We start from the raw sequence: 26,963 nt of genomic DNA on the forward strand, positions 1-26,963 counted from the left end.
TTGTTATACGCCTAAGTAATAACAGCATACCTAAAAGATACTTTCCATCAAGACAAAATCCTTATAAAATAAGGACTTACACAAAAATTATATTGGCGGCGGATTGTCGAAGTTGGGGCAGTCAGCTGCCTTTTTTTATTCTGAAATGATAAAAATTCAAGCAGTTACCCAGAGATTCGAGGGCAGCAACGGTCCTGTGGATGCGGTGCGCAATGTCGATTTAACGATTAATAAAGGGGAGATTTTTGGGATTATCGGTCGTAGCGGTGCGGGGAAAAGTACTCTGGTGCGTACGCTCAACCTTCTAAATCGCCCTACTTCTGGCAAAATTATTGTTGATGGCAAGGACTTGACGGCGTTGGACGCCGGCGAGCTTCGCGCTGCTCGACGTGAAATCGGGATGATATTTCAGCATTTTAATTTGCTGTCGTCTCGTTCCGTTTATGACAACATCGCGCTACCGCTGGAACTGGCCGGTTTATCGAAAGCAGAAATCAGCAAAAAAGTAACGCCATTGCTTGAACTGGTCGGCCTGACGGCGTTGAAGGATCGTTATCCGGCACAGATTAGCGGCGGTCAGAAGCAGCGCGTTGGCATTGCACGCGCACTCGCTAATGCGCCGAAAGTGTTGCTGTCGGACGAGGCCACATCGGCGCTCGATCCGGAAACCACTCGCTCGATTCTGGAACTACTTCGCAAGATCAATCAAGAACTGGGTCTGACGATTGTGCTGATTACGCACCAGATGGAAGTCATAAAAATGATTTGCGACCGGATGGCGGTCATGGAAGCGGGTGAAGTCATTGAGCATGGTCAAGTCATCGACATCTTTCGCGCTCCGAAACATCCTGTAACGCGGGCCATGATCGGTGATGTCATTGCCCAGGATTTGCCTGCTGGCGTACTTCAACGATTACGTGCACGATTAGCGCGCAGCGATGCAACTGGCGGTACCGATCATTTGTTCCGGCTTGCATTTACCGGCGATAGCGTGGACCAGCCATTGCTATCGGAAGTGGTACGCAAATTCGATCTGGACTTCAGCATCTTGCACGGTCAGATTGATGAAATTCAAGGCCAGGCGTTTGGTTCGCTGGCAATTTTGGCCAACGGCGGGAGCGATAACATTGCGGCAGCCATGGCTTATTTAAGCGCGCAAGGCGTCACCGTTGAGGAGTTAAATCATGTCATCTGAAATGCTCGATCTATTTCTGTCGTCGTTCGGCGAAACGTTGATGATGGTGGGTATCTCCGGCATTCTCGGTGCCATCCTCGGCATTCCGCTGGGCATCGCGCTCCATCTCACCGGACGCGATGGCGTGCTGCCGAATCTCGCATTTAATCGCATCGCTGGACTGATCGTCAACGCGGTGCGTTCAACTCCTTTCATCATTTTGCTGGTCGCGGTTATTCCATTTACGCGCTTTTTTGTAGGCACCTCGATTGGCACTGCAGCTGCGATCGTGCCATTGACGATTGCATCGGCGCCTTTTGTCGCCCGACTGGTTGAAACGGCGCTTCGTGAGGTCGATCGCGGTTTGATTGAAGCGGCGCAAGCAATGGGCGCATCAACCTGGCAGATTGTCTATAAAGTGCTGGTCCCGGAAGCATTCGCCGGTATCATTGCCGGGCTGACGATTACCTTTGTTAGTTTGGTAGGTTACTCTGCCATGGCTGGCGCGATCGGCGGCGGCGGTCTTGGTGATCTGGGAATTCGCTACGGCTATCAGCGCTTTTTGCCGGAAGTGATGCTGGCGGTTGTATTAATTTTGATTGTGTTCGTGCAGTTAGTACAAACGTTGGGTGACATTCTTGTGCGCCGCCTAAGTCACAAATAAAAAGCAAATAAAATCGCGTACTGTCTTAATTCACATTCAATGCTAGTCAGGCCTCTCAAAAAAACGGAAGCCTGCAAGCTCATTTACAAAAGGAAAGAAAGCAATGAAGCGACGTCAATTAGTCCAATTTTTCGCTGGCTTGAGCATCATCGCGAGCATGGTATCGAATCCAGTTCTGGCGCAAGATAAGCCGATTAAAATCGGTGCTACAGGTGGCCCGCATGCGGAGATTTTGGAGTTGGTTAAAAAGATTGCGGCAAAAGATGGCCTGAATATCCAGATCGTCGAATTCAGCGATTACGTGCAGCCTAATGCGGCATTGGCGGCGGGCGATCTCGATGCGAACAGCTATCAACATCTGCCGTATCTGGAAGCGCAAATCAAAGACCGCGGATATAAACTGACCAATGTGGGTTACACCATCACGTTCCCGATGGGCCTTTATTCGAAAAAAATAAAGTCACCTAAAGACCTGAAAGTTGGCGCACGTATCGGTATTCCGAACGACCCGACCAATGGTGGCCGCGCACTGTTGCTACTGCAAGCGCAAGGACTGTTGAAGCTGAAAGCAGGCGCAGGACTGCAAGCGACACCGCTGGATATCGCAGACAATCCGAAGAAATTAAAAATAGTTGAGATCGATGCAGCGCAATTGCCACGTTCGCTGGATGATCTGGACGCAGCCGCCATCAATGGCAATTTCGCTGAAAAAGCTGGCCTGAGCCCAACCAAAGACGGTATCGCTATTGAAGCGGCACGCGGCCCTTATGCTAACGTCATCGCGGTACGTACTGAAGACAAAAACAAGCCATGGGTCGCCAAATTACTGAAGGCTTATCATAGCCCTGAAGTGAAGCAATACGTTCTTGAGCAATACAAGAGCTCTGTCATTCCATCCTGGTAAGCAACACGCTTTAGTACTGCGGAAGATTACGCTGTGTATGTAATCTTCCCCATCACGACGCCAACCGGCAGGGGATTCAGTTAGTCCACGCTCACTCTACGGGCAACTTCTTAGTCGTCATAGGCATGTCCACCATGACCGCCGCTCCTGGTGCAGTGCAGCCTGTATCGCAACATTTTCCGGGCTGTTTGTTTGCAGTAATCGCCCTCCCCGGCTCCTCCACCAAACCACGGTCAAGCAATCGCTCCACCAATTCCACTTTGCTACCGATAGGGTAATTCCGATAAATTTCCTGCTTCATCGCCGCTGGCGATCCTCCCCCGTGCAAGCTAATGACCGAATACCAGCCGCCCTGGTAGGACGCTGTTAAATCCTCAATGAAGCGCGCAGTCTGTATCCGCTTTTCATATGGAACGTCGGGATTAGCCCGCAAGACCTCAGCGAGCGAGGCCGCAGTTGCTGGATTGTGGTCTTCATCCGGTCCCGGCAACGCAACAATCAATCCGCCTGAAACGTAATGTGCGATCCGATGCATGTCGTAAATTTGTGTCGATAACAGCAGTTTGCCGATATTGGAAAACACTGGGTCTGGCACGAAACTATGCGATCCCGGGTCCATCTTGGCGTAGACCGAGGATGCGACGCCGCAAGCATAAAAGCCTTCTGTGATCTTGATCAGCTCCACCATTTGTTCGCGCAGATGATTTTCCTTGCCCGGATCAAAGCCGTTTGCCTCACACATCAACGCGCCCGCGCCGATCAACAAATCGCCAAACCCGGCCCGAGCGCCGATGCAGCTATGGCGATGGTGCGTGGCATAGTTATAGGTCATGTAGCCGGAATGCTCCCATTCGCCCGCGTAAAACACGCGCTCCCAGGGAACAAAAACCTTATCGAAAACCACGACTCCGGTGGATTGTCCAAACTTGTTGCTGAACAGTGCCGCTTTCTCCCCCGGACGACCTGCAGGACGCGCCACAATCATTAATCCTGGCGCATCGCAGGGGACAGCACAACAGACCGCGAACTCAGCGTCCTGCTCTGACATGTTTCGACAGGGCATGACCAAAAATTCGTGCATGTAAGGCGCACCGGTTACGATCGCTTTGGTACCGGAAATCACGATCCCTTTTGCATTACGTTCGACGATGTGCACGTAACTGTCCGGATTAGCTTGCTCATGCGGCTTCTTGCTGCGGTCGCCTTTAGCGTCCGTCATCGCAATACCAAGAGAAAGATCACGGTCCTGCACCTCATGTAAATAATTGAGGAAATTCTGGCCGTAAGCCGTCCCTTTATCAGCATCAATTCGATGCGTCACTTGGTAGATCGCGTTCAATGCGTCATGCGCCAGATAACGTTGTGCGCATCCGGTCTCCTGACATAGTAGCCGCACCGCCTCAAGTTTATTGAGTAAATCTCCGCTGCTAGTGTTGATGTGCAGCATGCGGTTAACTTGCTTGCCCGAGGTATGTTGTTTCGCCAGCATGATAGGCGCGTATTTCTCCTCCAAGGCATAGTCATAGGTAACACCCAATGCATTGATACCTGGCAAAAATGCGGGTTCATCAGCAACAGACTCGACCTTTTGACCATTGACGTACACAGTGGGCTTGTAACTACGAAGCGAATCGCGGTATTCAGCGGAAGACATCAACATGAGATTTCCTTCATTTTTTGATTATTGATCATTAATATGAACGCTGTTCATTTTAAAGTCAAGCATTCACATAAAGCTCTTTCACGTGATAAACTTCTTGAATGAACAAGCAAACAAATCTCAAAAAAGACGCAATCTCACCCAAGTCTACGCCGCCTGATAACGAAGGTAACGGTGCCAATAGTGGTAACGCTACGAATAGCGCGGCATCAGACCTGGTGCTTGGCACCGTAGAAAAAATTGAAAAACCCAGTGCAATCCGTTTACGTGCTGTAAATGATTTAAAGCGTCAGATGATTTTGCAGGCTGCGCGACGGGTATTCGAAAAGGATGGCCTGTTGAAAGCCAATGTGCGCGCCATTGCCAGCGAGGCCGGTTACACGGCAAGCGCCATTTATAATCATTACGAAAACAAAGAGGAAATTTACGGCGACCTGCTCCAACAATCGCTTGACCAGCTCAATTCAGCGGTTCACGAAGGTCATCAATACCACCTTCCTGCAGATAAGCGCGTATCGCACGACGCCATGGCCTTTTACGATTTTTACTTAAAAAATCCGAGAGAGCTGGATCTGGGATTCTATTTTTTTCAGGAAATGAAACCGCTCGGACTCACTCCGGCCCTGAACGAGCACCTGAATCAGCGTCTGCAAGATGCTTTGAGCGGCGTTGCAACTGGCCTTCAGGAATTGGGATGTTCGCCCGCATTGGCTGCCAGAGAAACCACCGCCCTGTTCGGTCACTGTGTCGGTTTATTGCTTTTGACGCATACCGGACGCATTCGCATGTTCGGTCAGGATGGTCGCGAATTATTTGCGATGTATGTGGAAGGATTGATTAAGCGCGCGGAGCAATAAGGCTGCCATTTAACCTAGCTGAAAATGCATTGGAAATTTTTATCAAAAAAAAAGCGGCATACCTTTAATATCCGCTTTTTTTTTGCATTTGGATCACCCTAGTGGTTCAAATCCTGGTAAGTTCAGCTATCAGCCCCATCCCGTGGCGGATTATAAAAGCGCTCTTCAGCTTCTGCCGCGGCGATAATGTCATCTTTGGCTTGCTGCTTTTCCAGAAGTTCTTGGGCGTGCTGTGCAAGACTGTCTGCGCGACTCAATGGCGTTTCCAGAGAAATCCGCCCAAGTGCGCCGGTACGGAAATCCTGCAACAGCGTGTTGGCTGCCTTTTCAATATCGTAACCGCCGCCTTTGAGGCGATAACCACGACGAATAGCCACGCCTTCAATCACATCCACGCCATCGGTGGTTTCAGTGATTTTCATGCCGAAACGTGCCGCAACCAATTCCGGATAGCGCTGCAAAAGCACGTCGGCGAGATAGGTCGCTACTTCTTCTTCGATCAGGGCATTCACGCCGACTGCATGGCTGGCGGCCAGCATCATGCCGTCACTAGGCAAAGCGATCTTGGGCCATAACATTCCCGGTGTATCGATCAGGACCATGTTTTTATTGAGGTACAAACGCTGCTGTACTTTAGTAACGGCAGGCTCATCGCCGACTGCGGCAACGCGCTTCTTCAATAATGCATTCATCAATGTCGATTTTCCGACATTCGGAATACCCATGATCATCATGCGTAACGGTTTGAGTGGGGTGCCACGATGCGGTGCCAGCGCCAAGGCCAAACCCGGTACTTTAAGAACGTCGGATGGCTTCTTGCAGCTTAGCGCGACCGCATTCACATCTTTTTGACTGTTGTAATGATTGATCCAAGTCTGCGTTGCAACCGGATCTGCCAAATCACTTTTATTCAGAATTTTGAGACAAGGACGCTGACGAAACAGTCGCAGTTGCTCGATCATCGGATTGCAGCTTGCCTGTGGGATACGGGCATCCAGCACTTCGATGATCATATCGACCTTTTCCATGGCTTCCGCCGCCTTTTTGCGGGCAGCGTTCATGTGGCCGGGGAACCATTGTATGGACATGCGTTTTCTTGTCTGACGAAAATAAACCGCTATTGTACGGACTTCCCTGCAGAATCCTCACGAACTTGTGCCACAAACAACGGTTTTCGTCGATTATCCTGCATTCGACAGGCACGGACCTGGTCGGAACAACGAAAGTCAATGGTTATGCACGATTCGGATAAAGCGCAGCAATAAACTGCCGAATCCGGAATTTATTCCAGCTCGGCCAATACTTTCAGATGCGCAACAACACTACGCCCTAAGGCCGACAAATGATAGCCACCTTCCAGACAGCTGACGATTCGCCCTTGGGCATATTGTTTTGCCACTTCGCTTATTTGTTGCGTCATCCATGCATAATCGGCCTCGACCAGCGACATTTGTCCCATGTCGTCTTCACGGTGGGCATCAAATCCGGCTGAAATAAAAATTACCTGAGGCCGATGCGCGTGGAGCGCGGGCAGCCATTTTTCAGTGACCAGCTGACGTACTACATCGCCACCTGAGTATGCCGGCACCGGCACGTTGATGATATGCGCGGGCGCGGCTTCAGTCCCACTAAAAGGATAAAACGGATGTTGAAAGAAGCTCACCATCAACGCACGCGGGTCTTCCAGGAAGGCCTGCTCGGTGCCGTTGCCATGATGCACATCAAAATCGATAATTGCAACGCGCTCGATTCCATGCACCGCGAGCGCATGGTGGGCGGCAATCGCCACATTATTGAACAAGCAAAACCCCATCGGGGCGGCATTGGTAGCGTGATGCCCCGGTGGCCGCACCGAACAAAAAGCGTTGTCGATTTCGCCAGCGATGACAGCATCGGTCGCCGCGATCGCAACGTTCACCGCCTGTAATGCCGCTTGCCAACTATATTTATTCAGAAAGGTATCTGCATCTAGCGGATAGTGCGCGACCCCGCTTTTACCCAGGTTCAATGCATTGGAGCGCACCAAGTCAATTGCCTCCGGGCTGTGCACCCGTGAAATAGCCGCGACCAGATTAGCTTCGTCGAGATCCGGAACGTCGGGATAATCCAGCCACTGTGAAATCCGACTCGATATCAACTGATCTTCGATCGCTTGGAGCCGTTCTGGAGATTCGGGATGCCATGCACCCATTTCATGCAGTTTGCAATCGGGATGGGTATAAAAAGCTGTTGTCATTTTATTTTTCTAGTTATCGATTTGCTAGCTTAAAATCTAATGTATGAACCGAGTTCTGCTTTTGCTGATTTTGTCTGTTTGTCTGTTTGTCTGTTTGTCTGTTTGTCTGTTTGTCTCTGCATACAGTGTACCCAAAAAAAGGAATATTTGACGAACCGAATAATTGATTAATTTACAACCAGATAATTCTCTATTTGTTGTCGCTGCCCCACTTGATGCATGAATCGCGCTACTCTTAAACGAGATTAAAGGTCAATTGCTATCCCACCCCCTTTGCACTACACCGAAGGTTCCATGTTCGCAAAACTCCATACAGTCGCAAAACAGGTAAATCAAATTGTCGTCGGTAAGGAAATGCAGATTCGCCAGGCACTCGTCTGCCTGCTGGCTGGTGGACACCTTTTGATTGAGGATGTCCCCGGTGTCGGCAAAACGACGTTAGCCCATGCGTTGGCGATCTCGCTTGGATTGCGTTTTAACCGACTCCAATTTACCAGCGACTTACTGCCCGCTGATATCGTGGGTATTTCAGTGTTTGATCGCGAAAAGAATAATTTCCTGTTCCATCCCGGCCCGGTTTTTACCCAAGTACTTCTGGCCGACGAGATTAATCGCGCAACGCCAAAAACCCAATCGGCCTTATTAGAAGCAATGGAAGAGCGACAAGTGACCGCGGAAGGCCGCACGCGCGACCTGCCTGAGCCATTTTTTGTGATCGCCACGCAAAACCCCTCGCACCAGATCGGCACGTTCGCACTGCCAGAATCCCAACTTGATCGATTTCTGATGTGCCTGTCACTGGGTTATCCAGACGCAGTCGCGGAACGTGCGCTGTTAATGGGAGAAGATCGTCGCACCTTGCTTAAGTCTTTGCAGAAAGTAATGGAACCCGAGGAGCTGATTGCCGCACGGCAAAGTTTACGGGATATCCATACCTCTCCGGCCCTGATCGATTATGTCCAGGCATTGGCGCACGCATCCCGCCAGGAGGCTTTTTTTGTCGAGGGAATGAGTCCGCGCGCAGCGATTGCATTAGTTCAGGCAGCCAAGGCGTGGGCCGCTATGGAAGGACGAAATCATGTCCTGCCGGAAGATGTACAGGCGGTGTTGGCTCCTGTGACTGCGCACCGATTGCGCCCGCTGAAATCGCGCAATGGTGCCGGGACCGCGATGGGAAGCCGCGATCTGGTATTGCAGTTATTAAAATCCGTGCCAGTTTAAATACGAGCGGGTCATGACTATGCCGACCACGCGATCCGCTAAGGCAGCCCGGAAACTGGAGCGCCGGACAAAACGCAGAATGCCGTTTCGACTCACGCTCTCGTTCCGTTTTCCGTTCAAGCCACGTGAAGGGCAGGCCGAAACCGGAGAAGTTTATCTTGATCAGCGCCGCGTTTATATCTTACCGACTCGTGCCGGTTGCGCTTTTTTCGGGATTTTGGTTTTGCTATTTATTGGGTCGATTAACTACAATCTCAGCCTTGGTTTTGCGCTGACTTTTGTACTCGGCGCATGTGCAGTGATCGATATGCATCTGACTTTTCGTAACCTTGCGTTTTTGTATTTGGCGTCAGATCATAACGCTGCAGTTTTCTCAGGTCAGGAGGCCCATTTTGCGCTGCGCCTGATCAATCGCCGCAAACATGCGCGGTATGCAGTATGGCTAGGGTTTATTGGTAAGAACCTACCTGAACTGGATCAGCCGGTAGATGTCCCCGCGCTTGCCACTTGCGCCGTAATAGTGACTACCGCTACCCCCCACCGCGGGAGGCTGGCTGCGCCCAGGGTGCGCCTGCAAACACGCTTTCCTCTAGGCCTTTTGCGATCGTGGTGTTATTGGCAGCCGGACGGAACCGTAATAGTCTATCCGCAGCCAGAAGATGCGGCATCGACGCCGCCGCTACCGACAACCGCACATGAAGGCAATGGCGGTAGCCCGCAGGCCGGCCACGAGGATTTTGCCGGTGTGCGTCCGTATCAGCCTGGTGATCCTCTCAAACATCTCGCATGGCGCCAAATTGCAAAATTAAGTTCCGATGTGGACGCTAACTTAATCACCAAATATTTTAACGATGGCGCTGCCAGCGACCTCACCCTCGACTATGCTGCCCTGCCTCATGCGCTGGATGTCGAAGCGAAGTTGTCGCGCATGACGCGCTGGATATTGGAAGCGGAAATGTCCGGGTTGCCGTACGCTTTCCGGATTGGCGATATCGATTACGCTGCAGCTATCGGCGCGGGTCATCAGCAAGCATGTCTTCAGGCCCTGGCGCTGTACGAGGGGACTATATGAATAAGTCTCCGCACAATGACGTCGCCGAATCAGAAGACTCCGAAGCCCAACCGCCGGCAAGCCGCCCCTTCATTTCCGGATCTGATTCCGCGCCCCTGCAAGCGACAACAGACGTCAAGCCTGGCACTCTGTGGCTCAGCAATCATTTCAACACGTTAGCCCGCGACAAAAGCGACACGCTGCTATTAATAGTGGCTTGCGCAATGGTATTACTACCGCATGTCGCGCATCTGCCGATATGGACTTCGCTCACCTGTTCACTGGTGCTAATGTGGCGTATTGCAATCACCTGGCGCGGCAATCGCCTGCCACCGCTCGGCCTGTTATTGCCTTTGGCACTGTTGACGATGCTGGGTGTGTATGCCGGCGAACATACGCTGTTCGGGCGCGATGCCGGCGTCAGCATGTTGGTTTTATTACTCACCTTTAAGTTATTGGAAATGCGCGCTCGCCGGGACGTTTTTGTCGTTCTTTTTCTAAGCTTCTTTCTCGTACTCACGACGTTTTTCTATTCTCAATCCATCGTCACCGCCCTACTGGTGATAGCCACAATAATCGTGCTCTTAACCGCACAATTATCTTTTCAATTTACCGGTGCCGTGCCCCATCTTCGAAAACGTCTTCGGATGGGTGCTTTCATTCTGGTACTTGCCGTGCCGCTCACGCTGGTATTGTTCTTGTTATTTCCACGGATTCAAGGACCGCTTTGGGGTATGCCTGGCGACGCCTTTGGCGGCCGCACTGGCATGTCTGACAGCATGGCGCCCGGCACTATTTCCCAGCTGGCGATGTCCGATGACATTGCTTATCGCGTCAAATTTATTGATCCCGCACCAGCGCCCGCCCAACGCTACTGGCGTGGTGCGGTGTTGACCCGGTTTGATGGGCGTACCTGGACGCGGAGAACGGCATCGACGCTCCCGATTGTCTCTCCGGATGCATCATCAGTCGGCAAAACAAGTCCCCAGACCATTCGCCAGCAAGTCACCATGGAGGCGAGCGGTCAGCGTTGGCTGTTTGCCCTGGAAACACCGCAATTTCCAGCCACTTCGGAAAGTAGCCCACCCCTGCGTAGCCATATTAATTACGACCGCGAACTTCTTGCGGATCGGCCTATCACTGAGCGCACCCGCTACGACGTGTCCTCGGCTATTTATAGCCAAGGCCCCCCTTCAGAAGGCGCCCCGGATGAGGCCGCTGCGCTGCGTCAGTCCGTTGCGCTACCACCAGGATTTAATCCTCGCACAATCGCTTTTGCCCACACCCTGCGCGCCAAAGCAAGTAGCGACGCCGAGGTCGTCAAGGCTGTTCTCGATTTTTTTCACCATGAAAATTTTTCTTACACTTTGGAGCCACCGCTTCTGGGCCATGATGGCGTGGACGAATTCCTCTTCGCCACGCGCGCTGGATTCTGCGAGCATTATTCAAGCGCCTTTGTGGTGCTAATGCGCGCGGCAAACATACCCGCCCGCGTGGTCACCGGCTATCAGGGCGGCGAAATAAATCCGGTAGACGGCTTTATGACGGTGCGTCAATCAGATGCACATGCCTGGGCCGAGGTGTGGCTCGAGGGACGCGGATGGGTACGGGTTGACCCCACGGCCGCAGTCGCTCCTGAACGGATTCAACAATCCTTGAATCAATTTTTACCACGCAGTTTTCTGGGTGGACTAATTAATATTGGTTCGTCACCTGACAGCTGGTTGAACAAGTTGCATATTGTCCGTGAAAACTGGGAAGCGCTCAGCAATAACTGGAATCAATGGGTGCTGAATTACACGCCTGACAAGCAAAAAAGCTTGCTCCAATATTTTGGTATCCAACAACTGGACTGGCGCGCGCTGGTTGGATTACTGGTCGGATTTGGCACGTTTGCTATGGCCGTTGTTGCACTACCTTTGTTATTTGTCCGTAATAAGATTGACCCGCTTGATAAGGTATACTCGGGATTCTGCAACCGAATGGTGAAGCACGGCATGACCAGACAACCTCATGAAGGTCCAGGCGCGTACCGTGAACGTTTGTGTGGTGAAGCTTCGCCACTGACGCCCAAAGCCAAAAGTGCCGCAGCACTTTTTCTCAAGGCTTACGAGACATTGCGCTATGGCACCAACCATGGAACCGACAAGGTCACGCTGGCATCATTAAAAGCGCAATTTAATAAACTCAAACCTTTGCTATCCTAATCTCGATGAAACTTACTAATCGTGCCACGTTGCCCGCTCTTTCATTTCAACGCGTTCGACTTTATGCGACGCTCTCTGCCGCAATGCTGATTGCCGCATGCGCTGTAAATCCGCCAATAAGCGCGCCGCCGAATCCGAACCAATCCGGAGGGCCTGCTAACCCGCCGCCGCAGGGCAATCCGTTGAACGGCAGCGCCGCATCCACACCGCCACCAAGATTGGTCGATTCAGGCATTGCTCCCGCCACCGGTGACGATAACGAATTTACTAATTTTGGACAATGGAAAACCGTCTCTGCTTTTATTGATCAGATGGTGGCGACCAATGGGTTCACGCGCGCAGAACTGGAGGCCGTGTTCAAAAAAACACGTCTGGTTGATAGCGCGATTCAGTTGATGAAACCCGGTCCTCCGGGAAAGCCAAAAAACTGGGCAGCTTATCGCGCACGTTTCGTCGAGCCAATTCGCATTAAAGCGGGCGTCAAATTCTGGAATGCTTACAGCGATGCACTCGCTCGCGCCGAAGCACAGTACGGCGTGCCGGCCGAAATCATTGTTGGGATCATTGGTGTTGAAACCGTCTATGGTCGTAATACAGGCAATTTTCGGGTGATGGACGCAATTACCACATTGGCCTTTGATTATCCGGATACGCCAACCCGTGAAGCACGAATGGCATTTTTCCGCAAAGAACTGGAAAGCACGCTTCTCTTTGCACGTGAGTCAAATATTGATCCCTTCTCATTGCTGGGCTCTTACGCGGGCGCCATAGGCTGGCCCCAGTTCATGCCGAGCAGTATTCGACAATATGGCGTCGATTTTGATGGAAGTGGCAAGATTGACCTGCGCAATTCCCCTATAGACGCAATTGGTAGCGTCGCGCATTATCTGCAGGTCCACGGATGGAAAACTGGCGAGCCTATCGTTTTCCCCGCAACCGTATCAACCGACACCAGCAGCGAAAACCGGTGGCAGGCGTTTATCGGCCAAGGTCTCGAAGCGAAATTTTCGTTGGATGATTTAACCGCAGCGGGCGTGGTTTCAACAGCCGCGTTGGCTGGAAACAGCAATATGCTATTCGGTCTGGTTGATCTTCAAAATGGCACGGCACCCACCGAACATTGGCTTGGCACAGATAATTTCTTTGCGATTACCAAATATAATCGCAGCTTTTTTTATGCGATGTCGGTGATTGATTTGGGACGCGCTGTACGGGCGGCTCGTTCGCAATAGCCCAACGCCATAGCGCAATTCTGCTATAGCGTTGTTTAGTTACCGACGCTATAGCGCTATTTTGCGCTGTCCATTAATCCCATACCAGATTGTGCATCCAACGATGGGCCTGGATCGAAAGTCAACCCTGCCGAGGGCCCTAACCGGCCAGCTTTGCCAAATAGCATTAACGGCAATTTGCGCAGATATCGCTACCCTTGAAGCGTGGTCAAATCGACCTGAACGCTTTCGCCATCTGCTGTCATCCAAATTTGGCCATCCTGTATGGAGCATTGCAATTGCATATTGCGCTGCGCCTGCTTACTCAACGCCAGACTGGTACTCGCGGGCAGGTTGATGACAGTCAGATTGCGTGCACGCGCAACCTTATTGCTTACTTGAGCCCACCAGATATGGCTGGTACTGCTATAGCAGTAGACGACGACCTGAGTCGCACGTCCGCATGCTTTCAGAATACGTTTTTCATCCGGCTGTCCGACCTCAACCCACAGATTAATTGCGCCGGTGAGATCCTTTTCCCATAAATCTGGCTCGTCGACATCCCACAATCCTTTACTAAAAACCAATGCTTCCGAGGCGTGACGTGCAAAGGCCAGCACGCGGACCATCATTCGCTCATCTGTTTCTGACGGATGGCGGGCGATAGTAAGTGCGTGCTCCTGATAATACTGTCGATCCATGTCTGCAAGTTGCAGATCGACTTTGAAAATAGTTGCTTTAAGGGCCATGACTGAGCTTTATTGAGGAGTATCTGCGTAAATCGACATAACGACGCTCTAGCCAACCTTCGCACATTAGATTGCGCGGTAGTCGGCTTGCGAGCGGAAGAATAACCCGTTTTGTTTTTTTGCGGACGACAAATGATGCACTTTTGGCCGCTTCTCTTTTATTTTCTCTCTTATTTGGCTCTTTACGCGTTTTTTTGCCGATATCCGACTCATTCAGGCCCCAAACGTCCACTTCTATACAAACGAGAGCACGCCGCTCTCAACTCAAGGATCTGGCTTCGCTATCTATTTCATCCTGTTAAACTTGCAAAATCTCGCTTATTTTTTTACTGATCTCAATGTCAAACACGCCTCCTGCCATGCCTACTTTTCCTGAACAGGTCATCATTGACACAAAACGATGGCTCGAACGTGCTGTGATTGGCCTCAACCTGTGCCCTTTTGCGAAAGCGGTCCACACAAAAAACCAAATCCGGTACGTCTTTAGCGATGCACAAAACACCGCAGAATTAAACAATCTGCTGCACACAGAGTTGGATTTTTTGAACCAGGCTGATCCCGCTTTAATTGATACGACATTGATTATTCATCCGGACGTTTTGCGCGATTTCCTGGATTACAACGATTTTCTCGACGAAGCCGATGCACTGCTTCAGACCCTTGAACTTGAGGGTGAGATACAAATAGCGAGCTTTCATCCCGACTATCAATTCGCTGGAACAGATGCCGACGACATTACCAACTACACCAATCGCTCCCCCTATCCAACGCTGCATCTATTACGTGAAGACAGCGTAGACCGCGCAGTAGAAGCGTTCCCGGAAGCCGACGACATCTTCGAAAAAAATATGCTAACCCTGCAAGAACTGGGAACGACTGGTTGGAATAATCTGGACGTGATGGCTACTAAAATAAAATAGGCAGTTCACGCGGGCTGCCTATTTTACAACCCCTTGAATGCGCGTTGGGTGCGGCTCATCGCACCCCGGAAGTCGACTTCAACGCAGTGACAGGTCTCATCCTGCAGTTTATTCTTTTGATGACCCCTGAATGTGAATAGTATGCGTCTCAGTAATATTTAACTTTTCAGCCCTCAAAGTGAAATGGTAATCGCGACCACCATTCAGTGTCGGTGCAAAAAATTGCAGGCGTGGACCGAAGGATTTGAACGGAAGTGACGGTTCGACCGACCAGTTCCATTGCACAGCATCCCCCGCTGAACCAAGCACACGCGATGCATCCAGCACAATGGGTTGACCAGCTTTTGCCATCTGTGGCCCGACAATCCCCTGCACCGAAGCGTCACGCGGGCCGTCCGAATTGGTTCCTTTGTACATGCTATACGCACTAAAAAATTGGACGTCACTGATTAAAGGACCGCACGCGTCTCCTGTTTTACCAGTGGAGGTAAAGCTAAGATCCAATGGTTTCTGGTCGAGCGCTCCCTCGCGACCAATGAGCGGCAAAGCGATAGTGTAATATTTCCAGTCGGGATCCATGCGGGGATGTCGTCCATCCGCATCGACTAAATAGTTACTTGCGGTACCAATGGCATAGTCTTTTTCGACCATCAATTCGCCTTTTTGGTCATCGAAAACAGCAACCTTAAACGATTGGCTTCCCGACAAACGATCACCCGTCCAAGGTCCGTCTCCGGCTTTGGTGCAATTGAGTGCAGGGTTGTTTCCGGCTCTGAAAGTAAGGATGGATTTCCTATATCCGCTGCTCTCCAACTCGACAAACACTTTCTGTGAAATGGACGAGGGTTGACTTTCCGTACCGACGAACGCATTCAGGTGCATGGCCTGCGCATCCGAGCCGGTGTTGCTACCAATACTGGAGAGTAAACCAGCGCCCGGCGCGTGGACCGTCCATTCACCCGTTTTGCCGGGAGCAAGCGGACGATAGTAATGGCCTGCAACAGTCCCACCTTCGGTAAACTTTGTATCCTGGACCCGCATTTTTTCCGAATTCAGTCGCAAACAACTTTTCTTTGATGCTGTTTTGCCCGTTCCCATTTTTGGTTTTCTGGGAATAAATTGCATAATCATATTCTGATCAATCTGCATTTGACCTGGAAGATAGAGGCAAGATATATCCTCGTTGACGTCCGGCACAATTTGCCCCAATCCTGAGATATAAATGAGGAAAGCATCGGCCGGAACCGTCGACTCCGGTCCCTGTCTCCACGCCTCAAGTTTGATCGGCGTGTCCGATGTTTTGATCCGTTGCATACCGTTTCCTGCCGGCTCACCGTTAAGGGTAAATTTGGTCTGGTCATAATACGCACCGGTCGACGACAAATTGAGATTAAAAAATCCTTTTGCCTCGTCCCGGGGCAGATGATATTTCGGATTAACGATGTAGCGATAAATGACTTTGTCCCGGTCATGTATTAAGACGCCATGCATGAGCCGGCTGTCCAAGCCACCCGCAAATGCGATCTCATCCTCCCATCTCGCGGGTTGTCCAAAAACGGTACGGTCGACATCAATACCGCCGGGTGCCTTCAGGACGTAAAGATGCTTGCCAAACGCACTCGCAGTGCTAGCGCTGTAAGTGGTGCTGGTTAATCCGGAAGCCTTTTCACCGATATCAGGTTGCAATGCCAGGCTGCCATTATCCGGCTCGAACGGAATAAATCCTTTGTCTAAAACATCTGCAGCAGAAGGAAAATTGCCGCCACTGGCGCGGAACAGAAATCGTTGGTCATCGCCACGCCAAACGATACCGTCATCAATAGAAGGATAATGATTTTCATTGTCCCTTTCGGCGTTGGTAAGATTAATGCACAAAGATGTTGTGGTCTTGAACCAATCCTTATAAAACTGCTTATCTGCGATATCAGAAGTATCCCAATTGGGTATTTTCGTGGGAGTCGGCAAGCAATGATCGGGGACTTTATAAGTATCGTGAATGACGCCGATATCCCCATCTTCGACGACTACCGAGCCACCGCGATCACCTCGGCTTGCCAGATCAGACCCAGCAGCGGATGCTGGCGACAGCGATGTTAAGAAGCATGCGCTAACGATAAGAAAAAGGGTTGAACGTGCGCGTATCATAAGTTTTCTCGATGTGATGGAAACGCCTCCCACACGAAATTTGTGCGTGTTGGAATAGCGGACGTGAGGCTAGCACACCCGGTTAAGCGTAATTTGGGAATGGTATTAATTGACGTTTCGGCGTCAAATCCATGAGAACGTCAGGAATTGCGATCTGGCAGATTAGCTAGCAAGGAATTTGATGGGAGAAACACCACCATTTCTTTTGCTGGAAGCGTCACTAATCCATCTACCGCCTATGCACCTGCTCTTCAAGCAAATCCATATCGAATTATAAGAAATTCATGCGGCAATACCTATGAGATAACTCTCGATTTGCCACAGTAATTTCTCTAAATGACAAATTTCTGAGGCTATGAACTTATAAAGTTACGAAGTTATGATGGGAGGAGGACGCCGCGCGTTTGGGCTACAGGGCTTAAGTAAATGTTGAAGGCGATTTTTGATTGCCGAAAGAATCGTTTACTGCGGCAACCAGCTGTTGCGTCGCAAACGTTTATAAAGACGCCCTGAAGCCCCTGACCTCTGGCTAATCCGGCGTTGCTGCCTGCTGGAGAGCTTTCCCCAATATCGCCGCAGACACGCCATACGGCCATACAAACAAGAGCGATTTCAAGCACATACACGAAAAACTCACTGAATCTCCACAGAAAGTATGTTGTCAAAACCATCCAAGAAGAATAAAGTGGCCTAAATGTCATGTTTCTTGTGGCAATAAAATTTATATTAGGGTTTTGCAACTTTTCGGCTTGATTAATTATCCAACTCGTTAGAAGTTGTTAGAGTTCAAAGTAAGTTACGAAAGCATCGCCGTTGTATTCTTGATGCTTTCCTATCAATATTGTTTCAAAATGTTTCTTTTTGACAAAAAATAAGCGCGATACGGTATAAAATAAGCTACTTGCAACTTCGCCAATAAGCTGAAGGTTAGTCCAGCGCAATGTTTTACGTTTCATCGCGCAAACCTTCCCTATTCAAACTCAGAATAAATGGGATCTTTCCAATTATGAATACTTCATTAGAAGCGCCAAAAAGCAACAAACTAGACGAGCAAGTGACTTACGACCCGAACCATTTGCTTGATTCACTCATCGACAAACTGCATTTGAAAAACGATGCTGCGTTATCGCGTGCGCTAGAAGTTGCGCCACCGGTAATTAGTAAGATTCGTCACCACCGCTTGCCGGTCGGTGCATCGTTATTGATCCGCATGCATGAAGTTAGCAGCCTGACCATCAGCGAATTACGTGCGTTAATGGGCGATCGTCGTGAAAAGTTCCGTATCAGCGATAAGCAATTTAAGCCGAAAGATAAGATCGAGGCAGAACAAGCGAAGTAATCGTCGTGCTCACCATCACCCTGCGTCGTTTATCACGATTTGCTTAGTGCGCTTGCAAGTTGCAAGCGCACTAATGAAATGCGCGGTATTTAATAGCTACGCAGGGAATACCCCGGTTGATAAGTAACGGTCACCCCGATCGCAAACAATAAAGACAATCGTCGAATTTTCTACTTGTTGCGAAATTCGCAATGCTACTTCGCAAGCTCCCGCTGCGGATATCCCGCAAAAAATACCTTCTTCGTTTGCTAATCTCCGCGCCATATGTTCCGCTGCGGACTGGCTAACCGGTTCGATCTGATCCACGCGTGCACCATCATAAATTTTCGGCATGTATGCTTCTGGCCATTTCCGGATACCAGGAATTTGCGAGCCTTCTTCCGGTTGCGCACCGATGATTTGTATGTCCTGATTTTGTTCCTTCAGGTAACGGGATACGCCCATTATTGTGCCTGTAGTTCCCATTGCGCTGACAAAGTGGGTGATTTTTCCATCTGTATCACGCCATATTTCGGGACCTGTCGTTTCGTAATGCGCCAAGGAATTATCCGGGTTGGCAAACTGGTCCAATATCAAACCTTCACCATCTTTTTCCATTTTTTGCGCCAGATCACGTGCATACTCCATACCGCCGGTCTTAGGCGTCAATATGATTTTGGCACCGTACGCGGCCATACTTTGGCGGCGCTCTTCGCTCAAATTTTCTGGCATTAATAGCACCATCTTGTACCCGCGCATTGTCGCCACCATGGCCAAAGCAATACCGGTATTGCCGCTGGTTGCTTCGATCAAGGTATCGCCTGGTTTGATGTCACCGCGCGCTTCAGCGCGTTTGATCATCGACAACGCTGCTCTATCCTTGACGGAGCCAGCGGGATTATTCCCCTCCAGTTTGCCAAGAATTATATTATTGCGTTGCGCAGCAACCTCTGCTGAAATCCGCTTTAGCTGTACCAGCGGGGTGTTTCCGATTGTGTCTTCAATAGTCAAGTAGGGCATAGTTTACGCTTAGCAGAAGAGGCAAAAGACCTATTCTAATATGAGACTTTATTACGCGTATGCACCGGTTGCAAACGAAGCGAAAATTCGATTCATGGGCCACGCTCATGATCCGCGAACTGGCTCCCGGTTAAGCTACCAAGGCCTCAGGCGGCGCGTGTATTAAAGCGGGCCAATGATGCTCTATTTTTACGAGCGTAAACTTAAAAAGCCCCTCGTTTAAGAGGGGCTTTCAAAGCACAACAACTCGATTTTTTACCAAAATTAACGTACATAACAAACAACAATTATGTCGTCAAATTTTCCACTGTTATTTAACTGGCATTTTAACGGTGTCTTTTTTAAGCTCCGCTTTTACTACAGGTTTAGCTGGGGCATTCGATTTCGACTGACCGTTAACCTGCAATCCGCCTTCCGATAGTTTAACGGCGCTTTTGTCGTTGATACCCTTTACCCGCTTTTCAAAGTCAGGCCAATCCTTAAAATTACCGCCTTTTGTGCGCTCGTCAAGAATACGCTTTGAGGTTGCAGGACCCACACCTTTCACACTATCGAGTGCGGCCATATCAGCCTTGTTTACATCAACCTGCGCTAATGCCATGCTCATCGTGGCCATTAACATTGCCGTGCATTGAACCAGTTTTTTCAGCATGCAGTCCTCTTTCTAGTAATGTGATGAAGTTCATAAGATGAACCAGACGCAAATGCGCCACGTTCATTATAGGAAGGTCGCGAGGGTAAAAACCGCCGCTCCCATCACACTCTAGGAGTTGGCTTAAGAGAACAACTCTTTATGAGTGACCGTTGCAGTCCCCAGTTTGCCAACCACAATGCCGCCAGCACGATTTGCCAACGCCACAGCCTCGGAAATGGGGAAACCCGCGCCCAACATGACCGCCATCGTCGCAATCACCGTATCGCCCGCACCGGAGACATCGAACACTTCACGCGCCATGGTAGGAAAATGCACCACCTGATGCTCGGTGTAAAGGGTCATTCCTTCTTCTGAACGCGTAACCAGCAGCGCTTCCAGCATCAGTGACTCCCGTAAATTTTGGGCTTTGGTGGTGAGCTCTTCCTCATTTTTCCAGCTACCGACGATTCGCATCAATTCCGACTTATTTGGCGTTAATATCGTGGCGCCCGCATACCGTGAGAAGTCGTCGCCTTTTGGATCGACCAAAATACATTTTCCGGCCTGCCTGGCCGTCGCGATCATCTCGGAAACATTGACCAGGCTACCTTTGGCGTAATCAGATAAAACGATCACACCATATTGCGGCAGCAACGCGTTGTAACGGGTCAACTTATCGCGCAACACGGTGTCGGTAGGCGGCTCTTCAAAGTCGATCCGAAGCAACTGCTGCTGGCGTCCAATTACACGTAACTTGATAATGGTCGAAATAGCCGGATCGCGGGTCAAAAAGCTGTCAATCCCCAAGCCTGTCAGTAAGCGATCTACCACATCGCCAGCCTCATCCTGACCAACCACCCCAAGCAAACCCGCACCTCCGCCTAGCGTGGCAATGTTCCGCGCCACGTTGGCCGCGCCGCCCAAGCGCTCTTCACGCTTTTCAACGCGCACAATTGGTACCGGCGCTTCTGGCGAAATGCGGCTGACCTCACCAAACCAATAACGATCCAGCATCACATCGCCGACGACCAAAATACGAACGCTTTCAAATGAAGCAGGAACCACTTGGGAAACTTCCACTTTCTCGCTGACTATCATGCTGATTGACCTTAATTACGTGCAAGTACCGAACGACCGATACCATAATACTCAAAACCAATCTCGCTCATCACCGCTGGCTCATACAAGTTACGTCCATCAAAAATAACCGGTGTCTTCAGATGCGCGCGGACCAGATTAAAATCAGGACTACGATACGTTTTCCACTCGGTAATGATGACCAAAGCATCGGCGTCTTGCAGCGCCGCCATTTGATTATCGCAAAACCGTACGCGCTCCAATAATTCGGGGGTAGCAGCAAAATCCAGCGCCAGAACGCGTTTGGCTTCAACCATGGCAACCGGATCATGCACCGCTACAGTGGCGCCACGACGGAGCAATTCACCCAATAGAACACGCGATGAAGCTTCTCGCATATCGTCAGTATTCGGTTTAAACGCCAATCCCCATAATGCAAAATGCTTACCGGTTAAATCGGCACCAAAGCGCTCGGAGATTTTATTACCCAACACATGTTTCTGATTGTTATTGACCTGTTCTACAGCCCGCAGAATCAACAACTCCTGATCATAACCGCGAGCAGTGCGTTCCAATGCCTGAACATCCTTCGGGAAGCACGAACCGCCATACCCACAACCAGCATACAAAAAACTGTGGCCGATGCGCGGATCAGATCCTATACCATGGCGCACAGCTTCGATATCGGCACCGACCTTGTCAGCCAGGTTAGCCAATTCGTTCATGAACGAAATCCGCGTCGCCAGCATCGCATTCGCAGCATATTTCGTGAACTCAGCAGAGCGCACATCCATCCAGTACGTGCGCTCGTGATTGCGATTGAATGGCGCGTACAACTGCGTCATCAATGCATGTGCTTTCAATCCATCGCCGCCACTCGCACAGCCGATCACGATGCGATCGGGACGCATGAAATCTTCGACCGCAGCGCCTTCTTTCAAAAATTCAGGATTCGACACCACCGAGAAGCCTCGGATGACATCCCCTGGTCCGCGCGCTGTCAATTCACCCCGTATCGCGGCACTAACCCGATCCGCAGTGCCGACCGGTACGGTCGACTTATCAACGACAACCTTAAAGTCAGTCATGTATTTACCGATATTGCGGGCGGCGGCCAGTACATATTGCAAATCGGCGGAACCGTCCTCATCGGGCGGGGTACCGACCGCGATAAATTGGATCTGACCATGCGCGACGCTGGCCTCGACGTCGGTTGAAAACCGCAAACGACCGATCGCACGATTTCGATTAACTATTTCGGCTAAACCTGGCTCATGTATCGGAATGCCACCGCCATTTAAAATAGCGATTTTATTTTCATCTACATCAAGACAAAAAACGTCATTACCTAGCTCGGCCAAACAAGCGCCTGTGACTAAACCAACATAACCGGTACCGATGATTGTTATTTTCATGTTCTTCCGTTATTGCACGTTACTGTATCTGAATCGCAAAACTGCGATCAAAGGCGAACCGGCCGTAACCTACCAACCGTGCGGCGGTGTCATGGGACGTCAATAAATATAAAATATCCGACCCAATCAAAATATTCGCCTCAATTAGTGCATTCCGGCACTAAATTGGTTCACTACAATTATGTCATCACATTTAATTCTTCGGTTCTACGAGGCGGATAGGTTTCCCAGCGACTGCAACCAGGGCACTGCCAATAGAATTGACGCGCCTTAAAACCGCAATGGCTGCATTGATAACGTGCCAGTTTCTGGGTGTAGCCGTGCACCAGATTTTTAACCACAGAGAGTTCGGAATGCATTTCCGGCGCGGCAATCATCAACCGCGCTTCCAACAACTTATCAAGGCCCAGTAGTGTGGGCGTGCGACGCAGTTCATCACTTACAAGATGGTTGGTGGCATCAACACCATCCAACTCAAGCACAGCCTTGAATACCACCTCAAGCAAATCGATGGAAGAAGCTTCCGCCAGATAGGAGCGCAATAAGTTCACACCTTCGTGCGGACGACCTACGGCGCGATAACCGTCCATTAATCGTTGTGCGACTAATGCAACGTGCGGCACGCTTTGCTGCTCAACCCGACGCCAGGCAACTAACGCCGCCTCCGTGTTGCCCTTAGCCAAATGCACGTCGCCTGACAGCATGGTCGCGCGCACACTATTACGGTCGTTAGCTAACGCTTTATCCAGCAACACCATGGCATCATCAGGATGCCCGTCAACCAGCGCGTCCTGAGCCAACTCGCAGTAGAACTGTGCAATCTCTTTTTGTCGTCCGCCAGCACCGGCTTCCTGCAGCGCCTGGGCTGATTCAATCGCGCGCTGCCACTCTTTTTCACGCTGATAAATTTCAAGCAATGCGCGCCCTGCTTGCGCACCGTACGTCGATCCGATTAATATATTAAAGCTTTCTTCTGCGCGATCCAGCAAACCGGCTTTCAGATAATCCTGTCCTAGCTCGTATTGCGCATGCAGACGATGTTCCTGCTCCAGATCAGGGCGGGCAAGGAGGTTTTGGTGCACGCGAATAGCACGCTCTGTCTCACCCCGACGGCGGAACAAATTTCCTAAAGCAAAATGCAGCTCCGCAGTTTCGGGATCGAGCTTTACGATCTCAATAAAAGCATCAATAGCCTTGTCAGGTTGCTCATTGAGCAAAAAATTCAAGCCTTTAAAATAACCACGGGGAAGGCTACGCGACTCTGATATCAATTGATTAATATCAACGCGCGCGGCTATCCAGCCCAAGCCAAAAAAGATTGGGATCCCTAATAACCACCAGGTTTCAAATTCCATACGAACGTATTATCTGCATATAGTGGAACGATTCGGCTCACTCATAAATCGTTAATAAATCAAAAGAAACCGGCAGTGGCGTATCAATAGGTGGGAGATTTTTTGAATTCCCAACTTCAACTTTCGCACTCCTAGATGACGGCACATGCATGCAGTCTGCATGGTTTATGTCAGCGCTTATGTCGTCCCTCATCATACGCACTTGCCGCTTGCAGAAGCTGACAACTCCACATGCGATGTCACGCGGCATTAACTGTTCCGGATGCTATCCGGCTGCGGTGCTTCGGCGCTAGCCAGACGCTGCGCCTCACGTTCCCGATGTAGAGATGAGAGCGCTTTCTGCGCCTTCGAAGCGTTCCGACGATAACGGAACACCGCCGGTGTCATCGCCAGTACACCCAATATCGCCCCTGATCCGAAAAAGCCCAACAGGATTAATACCAGTGGTCCGTGAATTTGATAGTTAAGAAAAAAATCGAGTGTCACTTCCTGGGTATTCTTCAAAGCGAATCCAAAGAATAACAAAAATAGTAAAACTGCAATGATTCGGGAAATTAGTTTCATGACACGGTTCCTGTTTGGTGGTGTAAAGACCGCATGCCGCAGCGCTAGCCGAATTGGTGCCTTGACTGCTGGTCGCTCCTGTACATGTTCCGATAAACCCAAATTCAAGACTTCGCCGGGAACCACTGGGGCTCCACAACGTACTACGTCACGCGGTACTCACAATCTTTATGCTCAAGGCCCAATCCAATTGCTGCGCTCCGAGCGCCTTGCTTTTACCGCTCGCTATAATTCCAAAAAAGTCTACTTCATGGCGCTCTGCCCACAATCGTAATGATTCCTTATTCAACCATACGCAACTGATACGAAAATATCAATCACTTACACGTTTAGGTGCTTATTCGCGGTTTTCATAAAGTTTCTTAAGCCATCGTTTGCACAAGTGAAATTGTACGTGAAAAAAAACGGCATCCGAAGATGCCGTTCTATTTTGTACGCACAACTCAGTCTTCTTTGATTGGTTGCCCCACCATAGCATCGACTCGTTCACGTAACTCTTTGCCAGGTTTGAAGTGAGGCACGCGCTTTTCCGGCACCATCACTTTGTCACCCGATTTGGGGTTACGGCCAATCCGCGGCGGCCTGCGGTTTAGCGCAAAACTACCAAAACCACGGATTTCGATGCGCTGGCCGGTCGATAAAGCATCGCCCATTGCATCGAGTATCGTTTTGACCGCGTAATCCGCATCCTTAGCAACCAGCTGCGGATAACGCTCGGCCAAGCGGGCAATCAGCTCCGACTTTGTCATTAACGTGCTCGCTTAACGATTACTTAGTTCTTATTATCGAATTTAGCTTTCAACAACGCGCCCAGACTAGTTGTACCGGAAGCAGCGTTAGAGTCTGTAGTAGACATCTTTTGCATTGCTTCTTGTGTTTCAACATTGTCTTTAGCTTTGATCGAAAGCTGAATACCACGTGCTTTACGATCAACGTTGATGACCATTGTTTCCAACACATCGCCAACCTTCAGGTGAGTACCGGCATCTTCCACGCGATCACGGGAAATTTCGGAAGCGCGCAGGTAACCTTCAACTTCTTCTGACAATTGAATTACAGCACCTTTAGGCTCAACCGATTTAACAGTACCTGTTACCAGCGAACCTTTGTCGTTCATGGCAGCGAAGTTGTTGAATGGATCGCCTTCAAGTTGCTTGACGCCCAGAGAAACACGCTCACGCTCAACGTCGATAGCCAATACGATGGCTTCCAGTTCGTCACCCTTTTTGAAGCGACGGACTGCTTCTTCGCCAGTTTCTGTCCACGACAGATCCGACAGGTGGACCAAACCGTCGATGTTACCGGCCAGGCCGATAAACACGCCGAAGTCAGTGATCGACTTGATTGCGCCACGGACTTTATCGCCCTTCTTGTGGGTGATCGCGAAATCGTCCCAAGGATTAGCTTTACATTGCTTCATTCCCAAGCTGATACGACGACGGTCTTCGTCGATTTCCAGAACCATGACTTCAACTTCATCGCCCAATTGAACGACTTTGTTTGGTGCCACGTTCTTGTTAGTCCAGTCCATTTCTGAAACGTGAACCAGACCTTCGATACCTTGCTCGACTTCAACGAATGCGCCATAGTCGGTCAGATTAGTGACTTTACCGAACAGACGTGTATGTTGTGGGTAACGACGTGACAGACCAGTCCATGGATCGTCGCCCAATTGCTTGACGCCCAGTGAAACACGGTTTTTCTCTTGATCGTACTTCAGAACCTTAGCAGTGATCTCTTGACCGACTGTCAATACTTCTGATGGGTGACGCACACGACGCCATGCCAGATCAGTGATATGCAACAGACCATCGATACCGCCCAGATCCACGAATGCGCCATAGTCGGTGATATTTTTAACAACGCCATTAACGATGGTGCCTTCTTTCAGCGTTTCCATCAGTTTTTGACGCTCTTCGCCCATCGATGCTTCGATCACAGCGCGACGTGACAACACAACGTTGTTACGCTTGCGATCTAGCTTGATGACCTTGAATTCCATGGTCTTGCCTTCGAACGGCGTCGTGTCTTTAACAGGACGGGTATCGACTAGCGAACCTGGCAAGAAAGCGCGAATGCCGTTTGTCAGAACGGTCAGACCGCCCTTAACCTTACCATTGACAGTACCAGTGACGATCTCACCAGACTCCATCGCTTTTTCGAGCGAGAGCCACGATGCCAGACGTTTAGCTTTGTCACGCGACAGGATAGTATCGCCGAAACCGTTTTCCAGCGATTCAATAGCAACGGAGATGAAATCACCAACGTTTACTTCGAGTTCGCCGAGGTCATTTTTAAATTCTTCAATTGGAATGAACGCTTCTGACTTCAGGCCGGCGTTGACAATAACGAAGTTATGGTCAAGACGAACGACTTCAGCAGAAATCACTTCACCAGAACGCATGTCTTGACGTGACAGCGATTCTTCAAATAGTGCGGCGAAAGCACTCGCTTCGCCAGAGGTAGAGGACAGAACAGTGATTGACATAGGATTTGACTAGTTTGCCAATATTGCGACGCATTCAAACGACCTAATTAATAAACTCTTAAATAAGCACAACAACCAGAATACGATCAATAA

General features: G+C 50.1%; 24 protein-coding genes. 10 read left to right on the top strand and 14 right to left on the bottom strand.

The features are described from left to right. The first annotated feature begins 145 nt into the window (after nt 1-145). The 3 genes from JQN73_RS05360 (at nt 146) to JQN73_RS05370 (ending at nt 2,742) form a co-directional block, all read left to right on the top strand. Nucleotides 146-1,195 (top strand): methionine ABC transporter ATP-binding protein, encoded by a 1,050-nt coding sequence (locus JQN73_RS05360; RefSeq protein ID WP_205322088.1) that lies wholly within the window; start codon nt 146-148, stop codon nt 1,193-1,195. Further along, a complete protein-coding gene (locus tag JQN73_RS05365) occupies nt 1,185-1,838 on the top strand; it encodes a methionine ABC transporter permease (RefSeq protein ID WP_205322089.1) in 654 nt (217 codons plus the stop codon). Before JQN73_RS05360 ends, JQN73_RS05365 begins: the two co-directional genes overlap by 11 nt. A 103-nt stretch (nt 1,839-1,941) precedes the next feature. Then, a complete protein-coding gene (locus JQN73_RS05370; RefSeq protein WP_205322090.1) occupies nt 1,942-2,742 on the top strand; it encodes a MetQ/NlpA family ABC transporter substrate-binding protein in 801 nt (266 codons plus the stop codon). A 91-nt stretch (nt 2,743-2,833) separates the two neighbouring features. Here the strand turns inward: JQN73_RS05370 and JQN73_RS05375 are convergent, their stop codons facing one another. Then, a complete protein-coding gene (locus tag JQN73_RS05375) occupies nt 2,834-4,402 on the bottom strand; it encodes a 4-hydroxyphenylacetate 3-hydroxylase family protein (protein WP_205322091.1) in 1,569 nt (522 codons plus the stop codon). Nucleotides 4,403-4,503: 101 nt separating this feature from the next. Here JQN73_RS05375 and JQN73_RS05380 point away from each other — a divergent pair, with 101 nt between their 5' ends. Then, a complete protein-coding gene (locus tag JQN73_RS05380) occupies nt 4,504-5,259 on the top strand; it encodes a TetR/AcrR family transcriptional regulator (RefSeq protein WP_205322092.1) in 756 nt (251 codons plus the stop codon). 122 nt (nt 5,260-5,381) lie between these two features. Here the strand turns inward: JQN73_RS05380 and ylqF are convergent, their stop codons facing one another. Then, nucleotides 5,382-6,347 (bottom strand): ribosome biogenesis GTPase YlqF, encoded by a 966-nt coding sequence (gene ylqF / locus JQN73_RS05385; RefSeq protein ID WP_205322093.1) that lies wholly within the window; start codon nt 6,345-6,347, stop codon nt 5,382-5,384. A 194-nt stretch (nt 6,348-6,541) separates the two neighbouring features. Continuing rightward, complete coding sequence (locus JQN73_RS05390; protein ID WP_205322094.1) at nt 6,542-7,495, bottom strand: histone deacetylase family protein; 954 nt, start codon at nt 7,493-7,495, stop codon at nt 6,542-6,544. 294 nt (nt 7,496-7,789) lie between these two features. Between JQN73_RS05390 and JQN73_RS05395 the strand changes: the two genes are divergently transcribed. From JQN73_RS05395 to mltB, 4 genes are read left to right on the top strand one after another with little or no spacing between them, the layout of a single operon-like run. Continuing rightward, the gene (locus JQN73_RS05395; protein ID WP_205322095.1) at nt 7,790-8,716 is read left to right on the top strand and encodes a MoxR family ATPase; all 927 of its coding nucleotides are present in this window, start codon (nt 7,790-7,792) and stop codon (nt 8,714-8,716) included. 13 nt (nt 8,717-8,729) lie between these two features. Beyond that, nucleotides 8,730-9,788: a DUF58 domain-containing protein gene (locus tag JQN73_RS05400; protein WP_240162441.1), complete on the top strand. Its 1,059-nt coding sequence runs from the start codon at nt 8,730-8,732 to the stop codon at nt 9,786-9,788. Next, on the top strand, nt 9,785-11,974 hold the full coding sequence (locus JQN73_RS05405) for a DUF3488 and transglutaminase-like domain-containing protein (RefSeq protein WP_205322096.1): 2,190 nt from the start codon (nt 9,785-9,787) through the stop codon (nt 11,972-11,974). Before JQN73_RS05400 ends, JQN73_RS05405 begins: the two co-directional genes overlap by 4 nt. 5 nt (nt 11,975-11,979) lie before the next feature. Beyond that, the gene (mltB, locus tag JQN73_RS05410) at nt 11,980-13,206 is read left to right on the top strand and encodes a lytic murein transglycosylase B (protein WP_240162442.1); all 1,227 of its coding nucleotides are present in this window, start codon (nt 11,980-11,982) and stop codon (nt 13,204-13,206) included. A gap of 191 nt (nt 13,207-13,397) precedes the next feature. Here the strand turns inward: mltB and JQN73_RS05415 are convergent, their stop codons facing one another. Beyond that, entirely contained in the window at nt 13,398-13,934 is a 537-nt protein-coding gene (locus JQN73_RS05415) for a YaeQ family protein (RefSeq protein WP_205322097.1), read from the bottom strand. 359 nt (nt 13,935-14,293) lie between these two features. Between JQN73_RS05415 and JQN73_RS05420 the strand changes: the two genes are divergently transcribed. Then, nucleotides 14,294-14,854 carry a DUF1415 domain-containing protein gene (locus JQN73_RS05420; protein ID WP_240162443.1) on the top strand — a complete coding sequence of 187 codons (561 nt, stop codon included), beginning with the start codon at nt 14,294-14,296 and terminating at the stop codon, nt 14,852-14,854. 108 nt (nt 14,855-14,962) lie between these two features. On the opposite strand, the gene JQN73_RS05425 is transcribed toward JQN73_RS05420, so the two are convergent. Both JQN73_RS05425 and JQN73_RS05430 read right to left on the bottom strand, forming a co-directional pair. Beyond that, nucleotides 14,963-16,999 carry a hypothetical protein gene (locus tag JQN73_RS05425; protein ID WP_205322099.1) on the bottom strand — a complete coding sequence of 679 codons (2,037 nt, stop codon included), beginning with the start codon at nt 16,997-16,999 and terminating at the stop codon, nt 14,963-14,965. 779 nt (nt 17,000-17,778) lie between these two features. After that, nucleotides 17,779-17,955: a hypothetical protein gene (locus tag JQN73_RS05430; protein ID WP_205322100.1), complete on the bottom strand. Its 177-nt coding sequence runs from the start codon at nt 17,953-17,955 to the stop codon at nt 17,779-17,781. Between the two features lie 50 nt (nt 17,956-18,005). Between JQN73_RS05430 and JQN73_RS05435 the strand changes: the two genes are divergently transcribed. After that, nucleotides 18,006-18,338: a hypothetical protein gene (locus JQN73_RS05435; protein WP_205322101.1), complete on the top strand. Its 333-nt coding sequence runs from the start codon at nt 18,006-18,008 to the stop codon at nt 18,336-18,338. A 96-nt stretch (nt 18,339-18,434) separates the two neighbouring features. Here JQN73_RS05435 and cysM read toward each other — a convergent pair whose 3' ends face one another. The 8 genes from cysM to rpsA all read right to left on the bottom strand — a co-directional run bounded on the left by cysM (nt 18,435) and on the right by rpsA (nt 26,870). Next, nucleotides 18,435-19,337 (bottom strand): cysteine synthase CysM, encoded by a 903-nt coding sequence (gene cysM, locus JQN73_RS05440; protein WP_205322102.1) that lies wholly within the window; start codon nt 19,335-19,337, stop codon nt 18,435-18,437. A gap of 310 nt (nt 19,338-19,647) precedes the next feature. Further along, on the bottom strand, nt 19,648-19,989 hold the full coding sequence (locus JQN73_RS05445; protein ID WP_205322103.1) for a helix-hairpin-helix domain-containing protein: 342 nt from the start codon (nt 19,987-19,989) through the stop codon (nt 19,648-19,650). 123 nt (nt 19,990-20,112) lie between these two features. Further along, a complete protein-coding gene (gene rfaE1 / locus JQN73_RS05450) occupies nt 20,113-21,069 on the bottom strand; it encodes a D-glycero-beta-D-manno-heptose-7-phosphate kinase (protein WP_205322104.1) in 957 nt (318 codons plus the stop codon). A gap of 11 nt (nt 21,070-21,080) precedes the next feature. After that, nucleotides 21,081-22,463: a UDP-glucose/GDP-mannose dehydrogenase family protein gene (locus tag JQN73_RS05455; RefSeq protein ID WP_205322105.1), complete on the bottom strand. Its 1,383-nt coding sequence runs from the start codon at nt 22,461-22,463 to the stop codon at nt 21,081-21,083. A gap of 179 nt (nt 22,464-22,642) precedes the next feature. Then, nucleotides 22,643-23,818, bottom strand: coding sequence for a lipopolysaccharide assembly protein LapB (gene lapB, locus JQN73_RS05460; RefSeq protein ID WP_205322106.1), 1,176 nt, complete (start codon nt 23,816-23,818; stop codon nt 22,643-22,645). Nucleotides 23,819-24,067: 249 nt separating this feature from the next. Beyond that, entirely contained in the window at nt 24,068-24,382 is a 315-nt protein-coding gene (locus JQN73_RS05465; RefSeq protein ID WP_205322107.1) for a lipopolysaccharide assembly LapA domain-containing protein, read from the bottom strand. Nucleotides 24,383-24,825: 443 nt separating this feature from the next. Continuing rightward, nucleotides 24,826-25,131, bottom strand: a complete 306-nt coding sequence (locus JQN73_RS05470) for an integration host factor subunit beta (protein ID WP_168051627.1) — start codon at nt 25,129-25,131, stop codon at nt 24,826-24,828. 23 nt (nt 25,132-25,154) lie between these two features. Beyond that, nucleotides 25,155-26,870: a 30S ribosomal protein S1 gene (gene rpsA, locus JQN73_RS05475; protein ID WP_205322108.1), complete on the bottom strand. Its 1,716-nt coding sequence runs from the start codon at nt 26,868-26,870 to the stop codon at nt 25,155-25,157. Nucleotides 26,871-26,963: the final 93 nt, after the last annotated feature.

Source organism: Glaciimonas sp. PAMC28666 (assembly GCF_016917355.1).
Classification (GTDB): Bacteria; Pseudomonadota; Gammaproteobacteria; order Burkholderiales; family Burkholderiaceae_D; genus Glaciimonas.

Excerpts from the sequence above, each read along its gene's own strand:
- JQN73_RS05360 (WP_205322088.1), top strand. The coding sequence starts at position 146 with ATGATAAAAATTCAAGCAGTTACCCAGAGATTCGAGGGCAGCAACGGT.
- JQN73_RS05365 (WP_205322089.1), top strand. The coding sequence starts at position 1,185 with ATGTCATCTGAAATGCTCGATCTATTTCTGTCGTCGTTCGGCGAAACG.
- JQN73_RS05370 (WP_205322090.1), top strand. The coding sequence starts at position 1,942 with ATGAAGCGACGTCAATTAGTCCAATTTTTCGCTGGCTTGAGCATCATC.
- JQN73_RS05375 (WP_205322091.1), bottom strand. The coding sequence starts at position 4,402 with ATGTTGATGTCTTCCGCTGAATACCGCGATTCGCTTCGTAGTTACAAG.
- JQN73_RS05380 (WP_205322092.1), top strand. The coding sequence starts at position 4,504 with ATGAACAAGCAAACAAATCTCAAAAAAGACGCAATCTCACCCAAGTCT.
- ylqF (WP_205322093.1), bottom strand. The coding sequence starts at position 6,347 with ATGTCCATACAATGGTTCCCCGGCCACATGAACGCTGCCCGCAAAAAG.
- JQN73_RS05390 (WP_205322094.1), bottom strand. The coding sequence starts at position 7,495 with ATGACAACAGCTTTTTATACCCATCCCGATTGCAAACTGCATGAAATG.
- JQN73_RS05395 (WP_205322095.1), top strand. The coding sequence starts at position 7,790 with ATGTTCGCAAAACTCCATACAGTCGCAAAACAGGTAAATCAAATTGTC.
- JQN73_RS05400 (WP_240162441.1), top strand. The coding sequence starts at position 8,730 with ATGACTATGCCGACCACGCGATCCGCTAAGGCAGCCCGGAAACTGGAG.
- JQN73_RS05405 (WP_205322096.1), top strand. The coding sequence starts at position 9,785 with ATGAATAAGTCTCCGCACAATGACGTCGCCGAATCAGAAGACTCCGAA.
- mltB (WP_240162442.1), top strand. The coding sequence starts at position 11,980 with ATGAAACTTACTAATCGTGCCACGTTGCCCGCTCTTTCATTTCAACGC.
- JQN73_RS05415 (WP_205322097.1), bottom strand. The coding sequence starts at position 13,934 with ATGGCCCTTAAAGCAACTATTTTCAAAGTCGATCTGCAACTTGCAGAC.
- JQN73_RS05420 (WP_240162443.1), top strand. The coding sequence starts at position 14,294 with ATGCCTACTTTTCCTGAACAGGTCATCATTGACACAAAACGATGGCTC.
- JQN73_RS05425 (WP_205322099.1), bottom strand. The coding sequence starts at position 16,999 with ATGATACGCGCACGTTCAACCCTTTTTCTTATCGTTAGCGCATGCTTC.
- JQN73_RS05430 (WP_205322100.1), bottom strand. The coding sequence starts at position 17,955 with ATGAAACGTAAAACATTGCGCTGGACTAACCTTCAGCTTATTGGCGAA.
- JQN73_RS05435 (WP_205322101.1), top strand. The coding sequence starts at position 18,006 with ATGAATACTTCATTAGAAGCGCCAAAAAGCAACAAACTAGACGAGCAA.
- cysM (WP_205322102.1), bottom strand. The coding sequence starts at position 19,337 with ATGCCCTACTTGACTATTGAAGACACAATCGGAAACACCCCGCTGGTA.
- JQN73_RS05445 (WP_205322103.1), bottom strand. The coding sequence starts at position 19,989 with ATGCTGAAAAAACTGGTTCAATGCACGGCAATGTTAATGGCCACGATG.
- rfaE1 (WP_205322104.1), bottom strand. The coding sequence starts at position 21,069 with ATGATAGTCAGCGAGAAAGTGGAAGTTTCCCAAGTGGTTCCTGCTTCA.
- JQN73_RS05455 (WP_205322105.1), bottom strand. The coding sequence starts at position 22,463 with ATGAAAATAACAATCATCGGTACCGGTTATGTTGGTTTAGTCACAGGC.
- lapB (WP_205322106.1), bottom strand. The coding sequence starts at position 23,818 with ATGGAATTTGAAACCTGGTGGTTATTAGGGATCCCAATCTTTTTTGGC.
- JQN73_RS05465 (WP_205322107.1), bottom strand. The coding sequence starts at position 24,382 with ATGAAACTAATTTCCCGAATCATTGCAGTTTTACTATTTTTGTTATTC.
- JQN73_RS05470 (WP_168051627.1), bottom strand. The coding sequence starts at position 25,131 with ATGACAAAGTCGGAGCTGATTGCCCGCTTGGCCGAGCGTTATCCGCAG.
- rpsA (WP_205322108.1), bottom strand. The coding sequence starts at position 26,870 with ATGTCAATCACTGTTCTGTCCTCTACCTCTGGCGAAGCGAGTGCTTTC.